Origin of the sequence: Rhodococcus sp. NPDC006774, assembly GCF_040636045.1 — a bacterium.
In the GTDB taxonomy this organism is placed as follows: Bacteria; Actinomycetota; Actinomycetes; order Mycobacteriales; family Mycobacteriaceae; genus Rhodococcoides.
Genome location: NZ_JBEYIW010000006.1, coordinates 270,239 through 286,588 on the forward strand (window position 1 = coordinate 270,239; position 16,350 = coordinate 286,588).

The 16,350-nt window shown below is 66.4% G+C and carries 15 protein-coding genes; 3 read left to right on the forward strand and 12 right to left on the reverse strand.

The window, feature by feature from the left end; all coding sequences use genetic code 11:
- Window positions 1–7 precede the first annotated feature (7 nt).
- The gene (locus ABZ677_RS12215) at window positions 8–1,135 is read right to left on the reverse strand and encodes a histidine kinase (RefSeq protein WP_358369698.1); all 1,128 of its coding nucleotides are present in this window, start codon (window positions 1,133–1,135) and stop codon (window positions 8–10) included.
- 277 nt (window positions 1,136–1,412) lie between these two features.
- Here ABZ677_RS12215 and ABZ677_RS12220 point away from each other — a divergent pair, with 277 nt between their 5' ends.
- Window positions 1,413–2,069, forward strand: coding sequence for a hypothetical protein (locus ABZ677_RS12220; protein WP_082323595.1), 657 nt, complete (start codon window positions 1,413–1,415; stop codon window positions 2,067–2,069).
- Entirely contained in the window at window positions 2,066–3,460 is a 1,395-nt protein-coding gene (locus ABZ677_RS12225; RefSeq protein WP_358369575.1) for an alpha/beta-hydrolase family protein, read from the forward strand. Before ABZ677_RS12220 ends, ABZ677_RS12225 begins: the two co-directional genes overlap by 4 nt.
- Before the next feature lie 28 nt (window positions 3,461–3,488).
- Here the strand turns inward: ABZ677_RS12225 and ABZ677_RS12230 are convergent, their stop codons facing one another.
- From ABZ677_RS12230 to gatC, 3 genes are read right to left on the reverse strand one after another with little or no spacing between them, the layout of a single operon-like run.
- Window positions 3,489–4,571 (reverse strand): alpha/beta hydrolase-fold protein, encoded by a 1,083-nt coding sequence (locus ABZ677_RS12230; protein WP_358369578.1) that lies wholly within the window; start codon window positions 4,569–4,571, stop codon window positions 3,489–3,491.
- A gap of 6 nt (window positions 4,572–4,577) precedes the next feature.
- A complete protein-coding gene (gene gatA, locus ABZ677_RS12235; RefSeq protein WP_358369581.1) occupies window positions 4,578–6,050 on the reverse strand; it encodes an Asp-tRNA(Asn)/Glu-tRNA(Gln) amidotransferase subunit GatA in 1,473 nt (490 codons plus the stop codon).
- Entirely contained in the window at window positions 6,047–6,346 is a 300-nt protein-coding gene (gatC, locus tag ABZ677_RS12240; RefSeq protein WP_068045762.1) for an Asp-tRNA(Asn)/Glu-tRNA(Gln) amidotransferase subunit GatC, read from the reverse strand. Before gatC ends, gatA begins: the two co-directional genes overlap by 4 nt.
- Before the next feature lie 342 nt (window positions 6,347–6,688).
- On the opposite strand from gatC, the gene ABZ677_RS12245 reads away from it, so the two are divergent.
- Entirely contained in the window at window positions 6,689–7,339 is a 651-nt protein-coding gene (locus ABZ677_RS12245; RefSeq protein WP_037189761.1) for an amino acid-binding protein, read from the forward strand.
- 28 nt (window positions 7,340–7,367) lie between these two features.
- Here the strand turns inward: ABZ677_RS12245 and ligA are convergent, their stop codons facing one another.
- From ligA to ABZ677_RS12285, 8 genes are all read right to left on the reverse strand, one after another.
- Window positions 7,368–9,518 (reverse strand): NAD-dependent DNA ligase LigA, encoded by a 2,151-nt coding sequence (ligA, locus tag ABZ677_RS12250; RefSeq protein WP_358369586.1) that lies wholly within the window; start codon window positions 9,516–9,518, stop codon window positions 7,368–7,370.
- A gap of 55 nt (window positions 9,519–9,573) precedes the next feature.
- Complete coding sequence (locus ABZ677_RS12255) at window positions 9,574–9,756, reverse strand: hypothetical protein (RefSeq protein ID WP_032398339.1); 183 nt, start codon at window positions 9,754–9,756, stop codon at window positions 9,574–9,576.
- 65 nt (window positions 9,757–9,821) lie between these two features.
- The gene (locus ABZ677_RS12260) at window positions 9,822–11,009 is read right to left on the reverse strand and encodes a GGDEF domain-containing protein (RefSeq protein ID WP_052047530.1); all 1,188 of its coding nucleotides are present in this window, start codon (window positions 11,007–11,009) and stop codon (window positions 9,822–9,824) included.
- A 131-nt stretch (window positions 11,010–11,140) separates the two neighbouring features.
- Window positions 11,141–12,160, reverse strand: a complete 1,020-nt coding sequence (locus ABZ677_RS12265) for a methionine synthase (RefSeq protein ID WP_358369590.1) — start codon at window positions 12,158–12,160, stop codon at window positions 11,141–11,143.
- Complete coding sequence (mnmA, locus tag ABZ677_RS12270) at window positions 12,157–13,245, reverse strand: tRNA 2-thiouridine(34) synthase MnmA (protein ID WP_037189765.1); 1,089 nt, start codon at window positions 13,243–13,245, stop codon at window positions 12,157–12,159. The genes ABZ677_RS12265 and mnmA overlap by 4 nt, the downstream gene beginning before the upstream one ends.
- A complete protein-coding gene (locus tag ABZ677_RS12275; RefSeq protein ID WP_358369593.1) occupies window positions 13,245–14,483 on the reverse strand; it encodes a cysteine desulfurase family protein in 1,239 nt (412 codons plus the stop codon). Before ABZ677_RS12275 ends, mnmA begins: the two co-directional genes overlap by 1 nt.
- A gap of 82 nt (window positions 14,484–14,565) precedes the next feature.
- The gene (locus tag ABZ677_RS12280; RefSeq protein WP_052047531.1) at window positions 14,566–15,492 is read right to left on the reverse strand and encodes a lysophospholipid acyltransferase family protein; all 927 of its coding nucleotides are present in this window, start codon (window positions 15,490–15,492) and stop codon (window positions 14,566–14,568) included.
- Complete coding sequence (locus tag ABZ677_RS12285) at window positions 15,489–16,307, reverse strand: GNAT family N-acyltransferase (protein WP_358369596.1); 819 nt, start codon at window positions 16,305–16,307, stop codon at window positions 15,489–15,491. The genes ABZ677_RS12280 and ABZ677_RS12285 overlap by 4 nt, the downstream gene beginning before the upstream one ends.
- Window positions 16,308–16,350 lie beyond the last annotated feature (43 nt).

A 16,350-nucleotide genomic window follows, 5' to 3' on the forward strand; every position in this document is an offset into this window, starting at 1 on the left:
CAACAGCCTAGGTGAGTTCGTTCCGGACAACCGATGCCGCCGAGATCGGCATGCCGTTCGGAACGTGTACCGCGACCTCGAATCCGCCGTCGGGCAGAGGGGTGGCATGAAGCCAGCCGTGCGCCGCGCGTGCACGATCGCGCATACCCGATATCCCGTGCCCACCGGTATCGGGTCGAGTGGTGCGTTCGACACCGGCGCTCGGTGGAGGCGCATTGACCACGGTCATGACGACGGTGCTCGGCCCCACGGTGATGTCGACGGTCACCGCTGCCTCGGGGGCGTGCCGAGCGGCATTGGACAGCGACTCCTGCAGAATTCGGTACAGAGCCAAACCTGTTGTGTCGGCTACCGATTCGACCTGCCCAGTGACAGCCCACCGCACGTCCATACCGGCCTTGCGGCTCGCGTGCAAGGTACGTTCGAGATCGAGTGCGTTCGGTGCCGGCGCGTCCTGCCACTGCTGTCCGTCGCTGCGCAGCACACCCAGCATTCCCCGGATCTCGTTGAGCGCCTCCCGTGCGGTGGCCGCGATCGACTCGAATTCCACTGCTGCAGAGACGGACACGTCATCGAGTCGGTACGGCGCACTCTGCGCCTGCACCACGACCATCGACATGTGGTGCGCAACAACGTCGTGCAGATCGCGGGCGATCTTGGCTTTCTCCTCGAGTACGGTGCGTCGGGTGCGCTCGAGTTCACTGACTTCCTCTTGCTGCGCGAGCTGCCTACGGGAGAGAACGAGCCAGCGGATCAACAGTCCGAACACCACGACCGCAGTCAGACCCACCGCCCAGCCGACGCCGTCCGAGCCCGGCATGTAGGCGAAGAACACCAGCATGCTGGCCAACCAGGCCACGAGCAGTACCGACACCGGCGAGCGCAGAGCGACGGCGAACAACAACGCCAGAAGGACGAGTATGTGCACTACCTGCCACGGGTAGTCGTAGCCGGGAACGCGGTCGAACGCTACCGGGATCACCAGAGCGAACAGCGCCGAGACGGCCCATCCCAGTGCGGGATTGACGCGGATCAACGCGAACGGAAACGCGGCCAGTGCGCCGACGATGGGCAGTAGCGGACCCGAGACCTCGTGTGTGACCGGCAAAGTCGGCCACGCAATCGAATACAGCATTGCCGTGACCGCCACGATCAGCACGTCGATCGAGCGGAATCCACCGATTCGAGTCGGCACTCGACGCCGCACCGCTGTGAGCTCGCCTTTTGCTGATCTGTTCTTGCGCACGCACCGAGCCTAGGGAGTGCGGGCCGACGAGGTCGTCATACCTGGGTATCAGTTCCGTGCAGTATCCAGGTATCGGTAGGACCCTCCGAACGTCCGAGGCAGGCACAGCAGAACGAGACTTCGGCGCGATGTTCGATGAGTCCCCGGCTCCCTAGCGTCGAAAGCCATGAACAGGAACACTTCTCGCGCCGTGATGGGCGCGGTCGCAGCGATGGTGGCGGTGATGGCGACAACCGGCGCAGCATCGACACCACCGGCCGCCGACACGACTTCACCTGTCGCGGTCTCGGTACACGCACTGGTCACCGAGTCCGCGGACGCCGCCGCCCTGACCATCCCCGACGACTTCGGGTCCGTGATGGGGTACCGCCCGCGGGTGCAGGACGACATGGCGGAGAACCCTCGCGGTGACTGCTCGTCACCGGTCCCGCTGCCGTCCGAGTTCGATTCCGCATGCAAGGCCCACGATCTGGGCTACGACCTGATCCGGTACGCCGCTGCGACAGGGACAACAGTGGACCCGCAGTGGCGCAGATCGATCGATGCCCAGCTGGAAGAGCGCATGCACGCCGCCTGCACGGACCGGACCGACGACGGGCCTCGCCAGATCTGCAATGCTGCCGCATCGGTGGCTGCCACGGCCGTCGACGTCAATTCCTGGCGACAGTCCTTCGGCGCACCTGTGTCCGAGCCCGCGCTGCCGTTCGCGGCGGTCGGCGCGGGCATCGCTCTGATTGCGCTGTCGGTCATCGCAACCGACCGATATGCGCGCCGACGCCGGCTGTCCACCGAACCGGTGTCCCGGCCGATCGAACCCGCATGATCGCGCCGGTCGTCGGAGTCACCGGAATTGCCGATACGGCTACCCCGTCCACCCCGCCTGCGACGAGTGTCCTACTCCCCCGAATCGGCACCTCGGTGGCACTCACCGTTGCGGTGATGGTGTCGTCGGCTCCAAGCTTGCTCCCCCGTCCGGCCGTCACCCAGGCCTTGCTCACCGGCGTGCTGATGGCGAGTGCGCTCGCGGTCGCATGGTCGGCCCGTCGCGCGTTCGGCTCACCCACGCCCGCTCGACCACGTCTGCAAGCCTGGTCGGCGAGTGCAGGCACACTGATGTCGATCGGTTCGATGACCGCGAATGTCATGTGGCAGAATCGATTACGGGAAGCCATGGATGTCGGGACGGTGAACTGGCGGTACGCAGCGGAGGTCGCGGCAGGGGCAATCTGCGTTGCAGTGGTTCTCTGCGGACTCGGCCGTGCGGCCACCGGGTTCGGCTGCGCACTCGGCGGGGGTCGAACGATGATCCTGATTGCCGTCGCAGGCCTTCTGTCGTATTCCGTTGCCGCGCCCAGGGTCGGGTCTGTCATCCGAAACTCGTTCTCGGCCTCGAACTCCGTTGTGGACGAGACGATGCCCGCTCCGAGCTCGAACGCGAGATCGGGAGCTCCGGCCTCGCTCGTCCCGTGGCGCACGCTCGGCAGAGAGGGCAGAAAGTTCGTCTCCGGCGGTCTCGATCGCAGCACCGTGCGGGTCTATGTAGGGCTCGATTCGGCCCCGACACTCGATCGACGGGTCGCGTCGGCCGTCGCCGACATGGATCGAGCCGGTGCATTTCAGCGCAGCGTCGTGATCGTCGCGATACCGACCGGATCGGGGTGGGTGGACGAGAACGCTGTCACCGGTGCCGAAAGGAGATTCGGCGGAGATGTCGCCACCGTGGCGGTGCAGTACTCGAGCGCGCCCAGTTGGGCGACATTCCTGTTCGCCGAGGACGACGCGCGCAGTTCCGCGGACGCGGTGGTTCGCGCGGTCGCGGAGCGCGCGGCATCGGAATCGACACCGCCCGACATCATCGTGTACGGCCAGAGTTTGGGCGCGGTGGCGGGCAGCGACGCATATCTCTCTATCGGGCGGAGCAATCCGGGTGTCTGCGGTGCCGTCTGGGCGGGACCGCCCGCCGGAGCCGTGAACACCGAGGGCGCAACGGTACTGGCGAATTCTTCGGACCCGGTGGTTCGATGGTCGGCCGACCTGCTGTGGTCACCACCGAACACGTCCAATACCCGGCCCGACGCACCGATGCCGATGTGGCTCCCGATCGTCGGCTTCGTCCAGACGTCCGTCGATCTCGCCGCTGCGCTCGATGTCGGTGCCGGTCACGGCCATCGGTACGGAACCGACCAGGGCACCACGATGCACCGGTGTCGCTGATGGTGGTACTCCGAGACGACACCGTGCGTCAGTCGAGCAGACCCACGCGCCCGCCGAGCCAGTCCATCTCCTGTTCCAGCGCCGGAGCCCAGACCTGCATCGAGTGTCCACCGGGCAGCTCGCTGTAGTGCACGTCGATGCCCGCAGCCTCTGCTGCCCCGTACGCTCGCTCGGTCTGCGGCCGGAATTCTTCGTCGTCGGCTCCCACGACGAAGGCACCGGCCGAATCGGGAAAGCTGGTGCGCGAGAGAATGTTCAGCGGAGTCGTGCGCTCGAAACGCGCCTCGTTCGCCGGGGTGTCCGTGCCGTATGCCGCTGCAACGGATTCACTTCTCGTGCCCCGACGTTGCTCGTCCTCACCGGAGATATCGAGAAAGGTGGGGTACACCGACGGTGCCGTCACCGCCAGCTGCAGCGCGCACGTTCCCCCATAGGAATAGCCGCCGACCGCCCAGGCCCTCGGATCCGAGGACACCCGAAAGTTCGACCGAATCCACTGCGGCACATCGACCGACAAGTACGTCGCGGCATTTCCGAGATCCGAATCCATGCACATCGGATTCGCCTCGGTGTCCCCCAGTCCGTCGGCCACCACCACGATCGGGGCCGCGCCGCCGTGACGTGCTGCGAAGTCGTCCATCGTCTGGGCCAGACGACCACCCTCGATCCAGTCGACGACATGACCGGGTTGACCGGTGAGCAGCACCAGCACCGGTAGGTCGCTCGCGCCGGCGTCGTACGACGCCGGAACGTAGACGGTCGCGGACCGCGCGGCGAAGTGCGACACCGTGCCCGGCACGTCCACGTCGACCAACCTGCCGGTGCCCTCGGCCTGCACGGCCGGTCGGTGGCCCAGTGCCACGGCCGCCGTCGGGTATCGAGTGACGGTCAGATTGGTGAGCACTGTCGCCGCCACCAGAAGCGAGGCACCGAGACCGAGAGCGCTCAGCGCGCCGAACACCGTTCCCAGTGCTCGGCCCCGCCTGACCCTCAGGACGACAGCAAGGACCAGAACCGCCGCCACGACAGCGGTCGCAGTCAACGCGACCGCGGGCACTGCACCGGACAGCAGGGGCAGATGAGCCAGATCGGCAGCCCACCGATGCAGCACCTCGAACTACCTCAGATCGCCGCGAGCGGCCTCGTATGCGGCACCGACGCGGTAGAGCCGCTCGTCCGCGAACGCCGGAGCCATGATCTGCAGGCCCACGGGAAGTCCGTCCTCGGAGGCGAGACCCGACGGTACCGACATCGCGCAATGACCCGCGAGGTTCGTCGGCAGCGTGCAGAGGTCGTTGAGGTACATCGCCATCGGATCGTCCACCTTGTCCCCCAACGGGAATGCCGTCGTCGGGGTCGTCGGCGACACCAGCACGTCGACCTTCTCGTATGCGGCATCGAAGTCACGGGCGATCAACGTGCGCACCTTGAGGGCCGAGCCGTAGTAGGCGTCGTAGTATCCCGCGGACAGGGCGTACGTCCCGATCATGATGCGACGCTTGACTTCCGGTCCGAACCCCTGCGCGCGCGTGGTGGCCATGACCTGCTCGGCGCTGTGCTTGCCGTCGTCGCCCGCCCGCAATCCGTACCGCATGCCGTCGAACCGAGCCAGGTTGGACGACACCTCCGACGGGAGGATCAGGTAGTAGGCGGCCAACGCGTGCACGAAGTTGGGGCACGACACCTCGACCACCTCGGCACCGAGTTCGGTGAGTGTCGCCACCGCGGCATCGAAGGACGAGATGACACCCGGCTGGTACTTGTCCGAGTGCAGTTCCTTCACGACACCGACGCGCACGCCCGTCAGGTCACCGCGAGCACCCTCACGTGCCGCGGCGACCACCGGTCGAACTGCCGTCTCCACCGACGTGGAGTCCCGCGCGTCGTATCCGGCGATGACCTCGTGCAGCAACGCGGTGTCGAGCACGGTCCGGCCACACGGGCCGCCCTGATCGAGTGACGAGGCACAGGCGATCAGTCCATAGCGCGAGACGCTGCCGTAGGTCGGCTTGGTTCCCACTGTGCCGGTCAGTGCCGCCGGCTGACGGATCGATCCGCCGGTGTCGGTGCCGATGGCCAGCGGGGCCTGGTACGACGCAAGCGCCGCAGCGCTGCCGCCGCCCGAGCCGCCGGGGATGCGGGTGGTGTCCCAGGGGTTCTTGGTCGGTCCGTAGGCCGAGTTCTCGGTGGACGAGCCCATCGCGAACTCGTCCATGTTGGTCTTGCCCAGCACCGGAATGCCCGCTGCGCGCAGCTTGGTGGTCAGCGTCGCGTCGTACGGCGACATCCACCCGTCCAGAATCTTGGATCCGGCCGTCGTCGGCATGTCGGTCGTGGTGAACACGTCCTTGAGGGCCAACGGCACGCCGGCCAGAGCCGATGCCGGTGCATGCCCCGCAGTCAATCCCGCATCGACGTCGGTCGCCGCTGCGAGCGCCTCGGCTCCTGCGACATGCAGAAAAGCGTGCAGGTCACCATCGACCTCGGAGATTCGGTCGAGATGCGCCCGAGTCACCTCGACGGCGCTGATCTCACGCGCGTGGATACGGGTGGCGAGCTCGGACGCGTCGAGCTTCGTCAGGTCGGTCATTCGCTCTCTCCCAGAATTTGCGGCACCGCGAAACGGCCCTCCTCGGCGTTCGGTGCACCGGACAGCGATTGCTCCGGCGTCAGGCCGGGAACGATCACGTCGGGACGCGTCACATTCACGATGTCACTGGGGTTGGCTGTCGGCGGAACGTCGTCCGTCGCCACCTCGGCCACTGCCTTGACGTGATGAAGAATCGAGTCCAACTGGCCGGCGAACTCGTCGAGTTCGGCGTCGCTGAGAGCCAAGCGCGACAGCCGGGCGAGGTGAGCGACCTCGTCGCGGGAGATGTCTGGCACCGCGTAGACCCCTTTCAGACGGTAGAAGCGGAGCCTGCAGAAGCGGCCCCGTATTCGTGCAGAGCGAACCTCACGGGTTCGCGAACGCGGTCCAGCCTAGTGCGTAGTGTTACGCGGGCTTTCGCGCACTCCTCGTGGGCACAGCGGGTGTCGGAATTGTCACGGCCCGCGTTGCGCGACGTACCGGACAGGTCGAAGATGCAAGGATTGCTCGCGCCGGGGTGCATCTTGTTCCCAGGAGTGGAGCCTGCGGAACGACCCCAGAGCGACATTCCACCTGCCAGCAACGACCGATGAGGCTGGGGTGGCCGAAGTACATCAGAAGTCGAAAGGGAGCGTGACATGTCCTACCTACTCCGCGTCCAACTGCCGGACCGGCCGGGCAGCCTCGGATCGTTGGCCGTCGCGCTCGGTTCGGTCGGGGCGGACATCCTCTCCCTCGACGTCATCGAACGCGGCGACGGTTACGCAGTCGACGATCTGGTGGTCGACGTTGCTCCGGGTTCGCTTCCGGACACGCTGATCACTGCTGCCGAGAACCTCACCGATGTCCGGGTCGATTCCATCCGCCCGTACACCGGCGTCCTCGACACGCACCGCGAACTGGAATTGATCGATCGCGTCGCAGCGGCGTCCGACGATCGACTTCAGGTGCTCGTCGACGGAGCTCCCCGCGTCCTTCGAGTGGGGTGGAGCACTGTCGTCGCCACCAACGCGCACGGCCCGTTCCGTCTGGTGGGCAGCTCGGGGGCTCCCGAGACTCACGCCGCGGAGCTACCGTGGTTCCCGCTGCACGCCCCCGCCGCTCTGGATTCCGACGCCGAGTGGGTGCCCCAGGTATGGCGCGACATGGACACCAAGATCGCCGCTGCGCCCCTCGGCAACACCGGCACCGTGCTGATGCTGGGCAGGCCTGGAGGCCCGGAGTTCAGGCCCTCGGAGGTTGCCCGGCTCGGCTATCTCGCCGGCATCGTCGCGACGGTATTGAACTGACGCCACCGAACTGACGCGACCGGCCCGATCAGTCCGCCGAACCGGGTTCTGCGTCGGTCGGAGCCACTGCGTCGGGTCCCTCGGTCAACAGCAGGGTGAATCCCGCTTCGTCGAGCACCGGCACGCCGAGCTCGATTGCCTTGTCGTGCTTGGACCCAGGAGCTTCGCCGACGACGACGAACGCTGTCTTCTTGGACACCGAACCTGCAGCCTTGCCACCTCGCAGCAGAATCGCTTCCTTGGCCTCGTCGCGTGAATAGGACGTCAGCGACCCGGTGACCACGATCGACAGCCCCTCGAGATTGCGGTCGATCGACGCATCGCGCTCGTCTTCCATTCGCACGCCCGCGGCCCGCCACTTGTCGACGATGGCGCGGTGCCAGTCGACCTCGAACCACTCGGAGACCGCGGCCGCGATGGTGCCGCCCACCCCGTCGACCGCCGAGAGTTCCTCGACGGACGCTGCCCGGATCCGCTCGAGGCTGCCGAACTCCCCCGCCAGCGCGCGGGCTGCGGACGGCCCCACGTGTCGAATCGACAGACTGACCAGCACCCGCCACAGCGGCTGGTTCCGTGCGGTGGCCAGGTTGTCGAGCAACTTTCGACCGGTGGCAGACAACGCCCCGGACTTGGTGCGAAAGATCGCCGTCTTCATCAGGTCGTCTTCGGTGAGCGAGAACAGATCGCCTTCGTCCTCGATCGCACCGGTGGCCAGGAGGTCGGATGCGGCCTCGTAGCCCAGACCCTCGATATCGAATCGCTGCCGCTCGGCGACGAAGAACACTCGCTCGCGACGTTGCGCCGGGCAGAACTGCGAGTTGGGGCACCGCAGGTCGGCGTCGCCCTCCTTGGCCGGGGCCAGGGGCGTCGAGCACTCCGGGCACTCGGTGGGCATGACGAACTCGGTCTCGTCACCGGTCCTGGCGTCGACGACGGGGCCGAGAACCTCCGGAATGACCTCTCCCGCTTTGCGAATGGTCACGGTGTCGCCGATCAGAACGCCCTTGCGCTTGACCTCCGAGCCGTTGTGCAGCGTTGCGAGCGACACCGTGGAGCCGGCCACGAGTACCGGCGTCATGTACGCGAACGGCGTCACTCGGCCCGTCCGGCCCACGCTGACGCGGATGTCGAGCAGCGTCGTGGTGACTTCCTCGGGTGGGTACTTGTACGCGATGGCCCACCGCGGCGCGCGAGACGTCGTCCCGAGTCGACGATGCAGCGACATGTCGTCGATCTTGACGACCAGGCCGTCGATTTCGTGTTCGACGTCGTGTCGGTGCTGGTCCCAGTAGACGACTTTCTCGATGACGGCGTCGACGCCTCGCACGCGGGTCGTGTGGGTGGAAATGGGCAGACCCCAGGCGCGGAGTGCCTCGTAGGCGTGCCACTGCGACTCGGGTGTGAACCCCACCATGCGGCCGAAGCCGTGGCAGATCATTCCCAGACGACGCTTGGAGGTGACCGCCGGATTCTTCTGTCGCAGCGACCCGGCCGCCGAGTTCCGTGGATTCGCGAACGGGGGCTTGCCCTCGGCCACGAGTGAGGCGTTGAGCGCCTGGAAGTCCTCCAGCCGGAAGAAGACCTCGCCGCGCACTTCCAACAACTCCGGCACGGGGTACTGCTCGGTACCCGTCAGGGTGTCCGGGATGTCCTCGATCGTGCGTGCGTTGAGTGTCACGTCCTCACCGGTACGTCCGTCGCCTCGGGTGGCGCCGCGCACGAGCGTGCCGTTCTCGTACACCAGATTCAGTGCAACGCCGTCGATCTTGACCTCGCACAGATACTCCAGATCCGGCCCTGCCTCGGTCTCGACCCGTTTGGCCCAGGCACGAAGCTCGTCGTGATCGAACACGTTGTCCAAGCTCAACATTCGTTCCAGATGGTCGACGGCGGTGAATTCCGTCGCGAAGCCACCCCCGACGAGTTGCGTCGGTGAATCCGCCGTGCGCAGATCCGGGTGCGCCTCTTCCAGATCGTTCAGCTCACGCAGCAGCGCATCGAACTCGCCGTCGGACACGAGCGGCGCATCGCGAACGTAGTAGCGGAACTGATGACCGCGCACTTCCTCGGCCAGCATCTGCCATCGCTCGCGATCGGCCGACGACGCGGCGTCGAGTTCGACATCGACGGTCCCTGCGGTCTTGTCGTTTGCTACGGGCGGTTCGGTCGATTCGGGCACGTGTCGAAGATTATCCGACCCCACCGACAGAGTGGCACCGGCTGCAGCGCAGCGACTACCGTCCCATCAGACCCAGCAACAGCGTCGCGGCGACGATCGCCACCGCACAGATACCGGCGGTCAATGCGAAGCCGGTCACGAAGGAGTCGGCGTAGATGCCGCCGAGCACGGAGGCCATCACCGACAACAGCACTCCGGCGGGTAGTCCACGTCGCTGGGCATCCGATAGCCGATACATCGCACGATCATCGCAGAGGTCGCACCCGAGCACACCGGCGCATCGAACGACGTCGGTTCGAGGCCTCAGATCTCGTCGATGACCAAGCTGTTTCCACCGGACTGCTTGGACCGGTACATCGCCGCGTCCGCCGTGCGGGCTGCTCTGCCGACCACCGACTTGCCCACGTCCCACAGAGCCGAGTCTTCGCGCAACAACGCCATTCCCACACTGACGGTGACGGGGATGTCGTCACGGCGGTCCCAGAGCACTCGAACGACGTCGAAGCCGAGATCGACCATCCCCCGCGCATCACCGACCATGGCGACGAGGAACTCCTCGCCACCGGTTCGGGCGAGCACTCCGCCCTGATGCCGGACCAAGCGGCGCAGCCGATCGGCGACCCGCACGATCACTTCGTCGCCGCGGCTGTGCCCGAATCGGTCGTTGACCGACTTGAACTTGTCGATGTCGACAACCAGGAAGGCCATGGACATACCCCGCTTGCTGGCCTGGTGCCACAGGTCCAGCAGTTCGCTGTCGATACCGCGCCGGTTGTACACCCCGGTCAGTGGATCGAGAACCGACCGCTTGGCGTCGTTGGACAGCGTCGTCCACGCCACTTGAGCGAACACGGGTACTCCCACTGTCGCCAGAAGGAGAACCACCGTCGCGGTCGCGACAGCGGGTCCGTCGATCGAGTCCACCTCGCCGTCCATCACCGACAGGAAGGTCCGAACGCCGAACCCGATGATGAACGTCGCGGTCCACACGAGGTGCGCCACCAGCAGTCGCGGACTGAGGAAGTAGGTGCAGAACGCTCCGGTGACTGCGAACAGCACGGTTCCGATCAACGACGCGACAGGTGCGTACAGAATCAACACCGAGGTCGTGAGAATGTCCCCGAAGGCCAGAAACACGACGAAGAATTTCTTCCCCGGCAGCGGCCCGAGGACGCACCGTGCGGCGACGAACACCTGAGTGACGAGAACGAAAAAAACCCATCCGATCGCCACACTGCCCTGAGGACCGAGGTCGCTGAACAGCATCAGAATCGAGGTGAAGGCATAGATCGTGGTGGCGGTGCCGAACACGGCACGAATGATCCCGGTCAGCGGACGGGTCGACCGGTGATTGAGGATCCACTCGAAATCGTGCGGGGCCCGATACCAGTCGGAGGTGGCCGCGGCCAGTTTCGCGAGGAGGCCTCGGCGGTGCCTGCCGGAACGCCGGAGGGAGGCAACCTCATCGAAGTCCCGACCACCTGATGCCATTTCCGAACTCCCACGTATTCAACAGACCCCCAACGGCCATGTGAATAGTGTCACACCTGTTCGGTGTCCTGACGGGAGTGGGCTCGATCGGCAGAAGACCCCGGTGTTTCACTCCGACCGGCTGTGGGATCTCACAAAGAATCGGGTGAGTCTCCGAACGCGGCAGCCACGTCGTGGGCGAGTCCTGTTGCGCGACGGGCCCACTCCGGTGTGCTGCCGGCCAATCCACATGCAGGCGTCACAGAGATACGGGAGGCGAGAACCGATCTGTCGAAACCGAGTCGGTCGATCAACGTGACACCCGGCTCGGCCAGTTCACGCCAATGGGGTGGTCGCACGGGGGCTTCGGACGGAATCAACCCGAGCATCAGCGTCTTGCCGGATTGCAGCAGCTCACCGATTCCGTCGAAGTCGCTGCGGCGCAGCGCAGTCGCGTCGACGGCGACCGCAACGGCACGCGAACGGCGAAGCAGGTCGAACGGAACGTCGCCGGCGCAGCAATGCACCGCAACGGGAAGGTCGATCGTCTCGATCAGCGAATCCAGCAGGTCGAGAACATCCGGTTCCGGGACCGCCCGCACCGAATCGAGCCCGGTGATGCCCGTCAGGCTACCGGCCAGAACGGCTGCGAGACTGGGTTCGTCGAGCTGAACGAGGACCTCGACTCCGAGCCGACGCGTCAACTCCGCGCAGTGCAGGCGCAGTCCTTCGCCGAGGGATTCGGCGAAATGCCGCAGCGCCCCGCGATCGGTCAGGGCCCGATGCCCGTGCCGAAGTTCGACCTGCGCTGCCATCGTGAACGGACCGGCGGCCTGGACCTTGATGGTGCGGCCGCTGCCGCGAAGCCCCGACACCTCCCACAGTTCCTCGAGCACGTCGAGGTCCTCGGCCAGGAAATCGGTCGCCCGGCGACCGGCGAGCATCGGACGTGGAACGACCCGATAGCCGGAGGTGCGCACGTCCAGTTCGACATCGACCATGATGGCTCCGGTGCGACCGATCATGTCGGCACCAAGGCCGCGGGCCGGAAGTTCGACGATGTGCGGTAGCTCGGTGAACTCCCCGACGACGACTGCCGCGGCCTCACGGATGTCGGTGCCCGGCCACGAACCGATGCCGGTCGACAGTCCAGCGAAATCGCTCGGTGTCACTCGCGCTCGGATCGAGTGCCCGAGATGGTCGAGCTACCGATGACGATGTCTCCGTGAATGTCCTTGCGGTACAGCACCGCTGCCTGCCCCTTGGCCACACCGGTCAGTGGAGCCCGCAGTTGGATCTCCATACCGTCGCCCGCTGCCTCGGCGACGGCCTCGGTCAGTCCGCCGTGTGCACGAACCTGGACCACGCACTCGATGGGGCCGGTCGGGGCGGTACCTTCGGTCCATACCGCACGGTCTCCGCTGATCGCCCAGACGTCGAGCTTCTGCGCAGAGCCGACCATGACCGTGCCACTGTCGGGTTCGATCGACGTCACGTAGCGGGGACGGCCGTCCGCGGCCGGTCCTTCCACGCCGAGACCCTTGCGCTGGCCGATGGTGAAGCCGTGCACGCCCTCGTGATCCGCCAGTTCGACTCCGGTCTCGGAGTCGACCACCTTGCCCGGGCGCACGCCGATACGGGCACCGAGGAATGCGCGAGTGTCGCCCGAAGGGATGAAGCAGATGTCGTGACTGTCGGGCTTGTCGGCGACGGCCAAGCCACGCTCGGCAGCCTCCTCACGAATCTCCGACTTCGGGGTGTCTCCGATGGGGAACATCGCACGCGAGAGCTGCGCCTGGTTCAGTACGGCCAACACGTACGACTGGTCCTTGTCCGCATCCACGGCGCGGCGCAGCACTCCGTCGTGCAGCTGCGCGTAATGCCCGGTCGCTACGGCATCGAAGCCCAGCGCGAGAGCGCGGTCCGCCAGAGCGGAGAACTTGATCTTCTCGTTGCAGCGCAGGCACGGGTTCGGGGTCTCACCGGCGGCATAGGAGGCGACGAAATCGTCGATGACGTCCTCTTTGAAGCGATCGGCGAAATCCCATACGTAGAAGGGGATCCCGAGTACGTCGGCAGCTCGGCGAGCGTCACCCGCGTCTTCCTTGGAGCAGCAACCACGCGAACCGGTGCGCAGGGCGCCCGGAGCGGTCGACAGAGCCAGGTGCACGCCGACGACGTCGTGGCCCTCGTCCACGGCACGGGCCGCGGCAACAGCCGAGTCGACTCCCCCGCTCATAGCAGCCAGAACACGCATCAGCGATTTCCTCCTCGAGCTCCGACGCCGGCCAATCCGGCGGCACGAGCGCGTTCGACGACCTGCGGCAGAGCCGCAAGCACAGTGGTGACGTCCGATTCGGACGAGCCGGTTCCCAGCGAGAACCGCAGTGATCCACGGGCGACGGACGGATCGCACCCGAGCGCAATCAAGACATGACTGGCGCTGGCCACACCTGCGGTGCACGCCGAGCCCGTCGAGCATTCTATGCCTGCCGCATCGAGCAGCATCAACAAGGAATCACCCTCGCACCCGGGAAAGGTGAAGTGCACGTTCCCGGCCAGCCGGTCGTCGCCTTCCGGCCCGTTGAGGATCGCGTCGGGAACGGCGTCTCTGATTCCGTCGATCAACCGATCGCGGAGTGCTCTCAGTTCTGCGCGGTGCCGCACCGAGTTCTCGACGGTCGACCGCAGCGCAGCTGCCATCGCGACGACGCCCGCAGTGTCCGGGGTGCCCGATCGAACGTCTCGCTCGTGCCCCCCGCCGTGGAAGAGCGGAACACACGGGACCTGGCGGCCGAGCAGCAGCGCTCCGACGCCCTGGGGTCCACCGAATTTGTGTGCGGCGATACTGAGCGCGGACAGGCCGCTCTCGGCGAACCCGACGGGCAGATGCGGCACGGCCTGGACCGCATCGCTGTGCATCGGGACCCCGTACTCGGCGGCCACGGCTGCGAGCTCGGCGATCGGCATGACGGTGCCGATCTCGTTGTTGGCCCACATCACGGTGACGAGTGCGGTTTCGTCGGCATGCAGGGCCAGCTCGGCGCGCAGCGCGTCCGGAGTGACCCGCCCCTCCGCGTCGACCGGGAGCCAGGTGACACTCGCACCATCGTGTGCGACGAGCCACTCCACCGCGTCGAGCACCGCGTGATGCTCCACCGAGCTGGCGATGATCCTGGTCAGTGCGGCATCGGAGTCTCGACGTGCGGCGAAGATGCCCTTGACGGCGAGGTTGTCACTCTCGGTGCCACCGGAGGTGAAGATCACCTCGGACGGGCGCGCACCCAGGTCGGCGGCGATCGACTCGCGCGATTCCTCCACCCGACGCCGAGCGGACCGACCGGAGGTGTGCAGCGAGGACGCGTTGCCCACCGTGGCGAACACAGAGGTCATCGCCTCGATCGCGCTCGGCAGCATCGGGGTCGTCGCTGCATGATCGAGGTACACCGGTGGCCGCGGCGGGACGGGAGCAGTCGTACTGCGCACAGAAGGCATAACAGGCTAGACGATACCCGCTGCCGTGACCGCGGACCTACCTGCGCGAGGTGGGTCCGCGGTCACGGTGATCGATGCTCGGTCAGGCCGCCGCAACCGTCGGCGGCATCGGGCTGCGATCGGCCTCGGCCATCACCTCGTGCACGGTGGGGTCGTAGACGTCCTTCCTCGGTCGTTCCGCAAGCTCCACTCCGTCGCGTCGAATCGCGGCCTCGCACCGTCGGGCGAGGTCGCGTCGATCGCCACCGGGTGCCTCCGGGGCAGTGAACTCGACCTCGGCACGCAATCCGCGCAACCGGAAGATCCGGCCGATGGATGCACCGATCGTTTCGTCTCCCACGAAGCACGTGGCGGTGGTCTGCTCGCCGGTCCGGTCCAGGTAGCGCAGCCGAATGGGCTGTACCCAGGTCTCCGAATCGATCGCGGCCTGAAGCAGCGCCGGCCGTAGCGAGCCGTATGCGCGACCACACCAGGTGGTGGCCTCGGGGAAGACGACGACCGATCCGCCGGCGCGGACACGATCGGCCACCTGATCGACGACGCCGGGGAGCTGATGCAGTCGAGCTCGATCGATCGGAAGTACCTTCATGGCCCGCGCGAGGCGACCGAGCACCGGCCAGTCGATCAGGTCGGCACGTGCGACGAAGGTCGACGGCTGTACCGCGGTGAGCACGACGACGTCGGTCCAGGAGATGTGACCGGCGACGTGCAGTGCGCCTGCGGCGGTTCGGGAGCGTTCGCGCTCGGAGCGAGCGTCGAGCACCGTCAGGTCGATCCCGATGGCGAACAGCAGAGTGCGAGCGCCGATCCGCGTCAGCGAACGGCGAACCCGCGGGAAAGGAACCCCGAGGACGACCAACACCGGCAGCAGCCCGAACGCCGCCACCGCCAGTACGATTCGGAGCGCTAGGACCACTCGTCCCACCGTCGGTGGGTTCTTCGGCAGACAGCCGTCACTGCACGGCGACGACGGCATCCACGCGTGCGCGCGCACGATCGGTCGTGTCACCGGACACCCGACTCGAACGTCGTTGCCGCCGAACGCAAGCGGTCGAGATAGCGAGTGTTGGTCTCGTGCAGGCCGAGCAGAGCGACGAAATCGGCGACACCGAATTCGGGATCGTGCGCCGGCTCACCGCAGATCGAGGCACCGAGTCGAAGGTAACCGTTCATCAACGGCGGCATCGAGGTTCGCTTCGCGGGTTCGATGTCGATCAGGTCCACCCCGTCGACGACGACCGGAGAATACGGCCGGACCCGACGGTCGAGCGGCGTAGCGTGCTTGCCCAACAGGCGGTCTCGAACACTGCGAACGTTGGCCCCGATGAGGTCCCCTGGTGCCGACTGCATGGGCACCGACACGCATCCCATCACCCACTCGTATCCCGTCACATCGAGGTAGTGCAGGATTCCGGCCCACATCAACCCGAGCACGGACCCGGATCGATGGTCGGGATGAACTGCAGCCCTTCCCATTTCGACAATATTCATGCCGACGGGATCGAGTGCGGAGATATCGAATTCGGTAGCCGTGTAGTACCCGCCTGCAGACACGGCGGCCTGCGGCGGCAACATGCGGTAGCAGCCGACGAACGTGTCGGTCCACTGGTCACGAACGAGCAGGTGATCACAGAATTCGTCGAACCGATCGGCGTCGAGGCCGTCGGTGTCGGTGGGAATGGAAAACCCCGGCTCGGAAGCGAACACCTCGTAGCGCAGACGCTGCGCCGCGAGTCGGTGCTCCGGGTCGGTGGACAACACGAGCGAGTAGCGGTCGGTGGCCGGGACGATCGATGCAGTCGAGCTCATGACGGAAGTGGTCATGAGGTGTGTCTAACGAGCGGGGAAGGCCACCGGGCATCGTCGG

Coding starts and splice junctions, on each gene's coding strand:
- ABZ677_RS12215 (WP_358369698.1), bottom strand. CDS start 1,135: ATGCTGTATTCGATTGCGTGGCCGACTTTGCCGGTCACACACGAGGTC.
- ABZ677_RS12220 (WP_082323595.1), top strand. CDS start 1,413: ATGAACAGGAACACTTCTCGCGCCGTGATGGGCGCGGTCGCAGCGATG.
- ABZ677_RS12225 (WP_358369575.1), top strand. CDS start 2,066: ATGATCGCGCCGGTCGTCGGAGTCACCGGAATTGCCGATACGGCTACC.
- gatA (WP_358369581.1), bottom strand. CDS start 6,050: ATGACCGACCTGACGAAGCTCGACGCGTCCGAGCTCGCCACCCGTATC.
- ABZ677_RS12245 (WP_037189761.1), top strand. CDS start 6,689: ATGTCCTACCTACTCCGCGTCCAACTGCCGGACCGGCCGGGCAGCCTC.
- ABZ677_RS12255 (WP_032398339.1), bottom strand. CDS start 9,756: ATGTATCGGCTATCGGATGCCCAGCGACGTGGACTACCCGCCGGAGTG.
- ABZ677_RS12260 (WP_052047530.1), bottom strand. CDS start 11,009: ATGGCATCAGGTGGTCGGGACTTCGATGAGGTTGCCTCCCTCCGGCGT.
- mnmA (WP_037189765.1), bottom strand. CDS start 13,245: ATGCGTGTTCTGGCTGCTATGAGCGGGGGAGTCGACTCGGCTGTTGCC.
- ABZ677_RS12275 (WP_358369593.1), bottom strand. CDS start 14,483: ATGCCTTCTGTGCGCAGTACGACTGCTCCCGTCCCGCCGCGGCCACCG.
- ABZ677_RS12285 (WP_358369596.1), bottom strand. CDS start 16,307: ATGACCACTTCCGTCATGAGCTCGACTGCATCGATCGTCCCGGCCACC.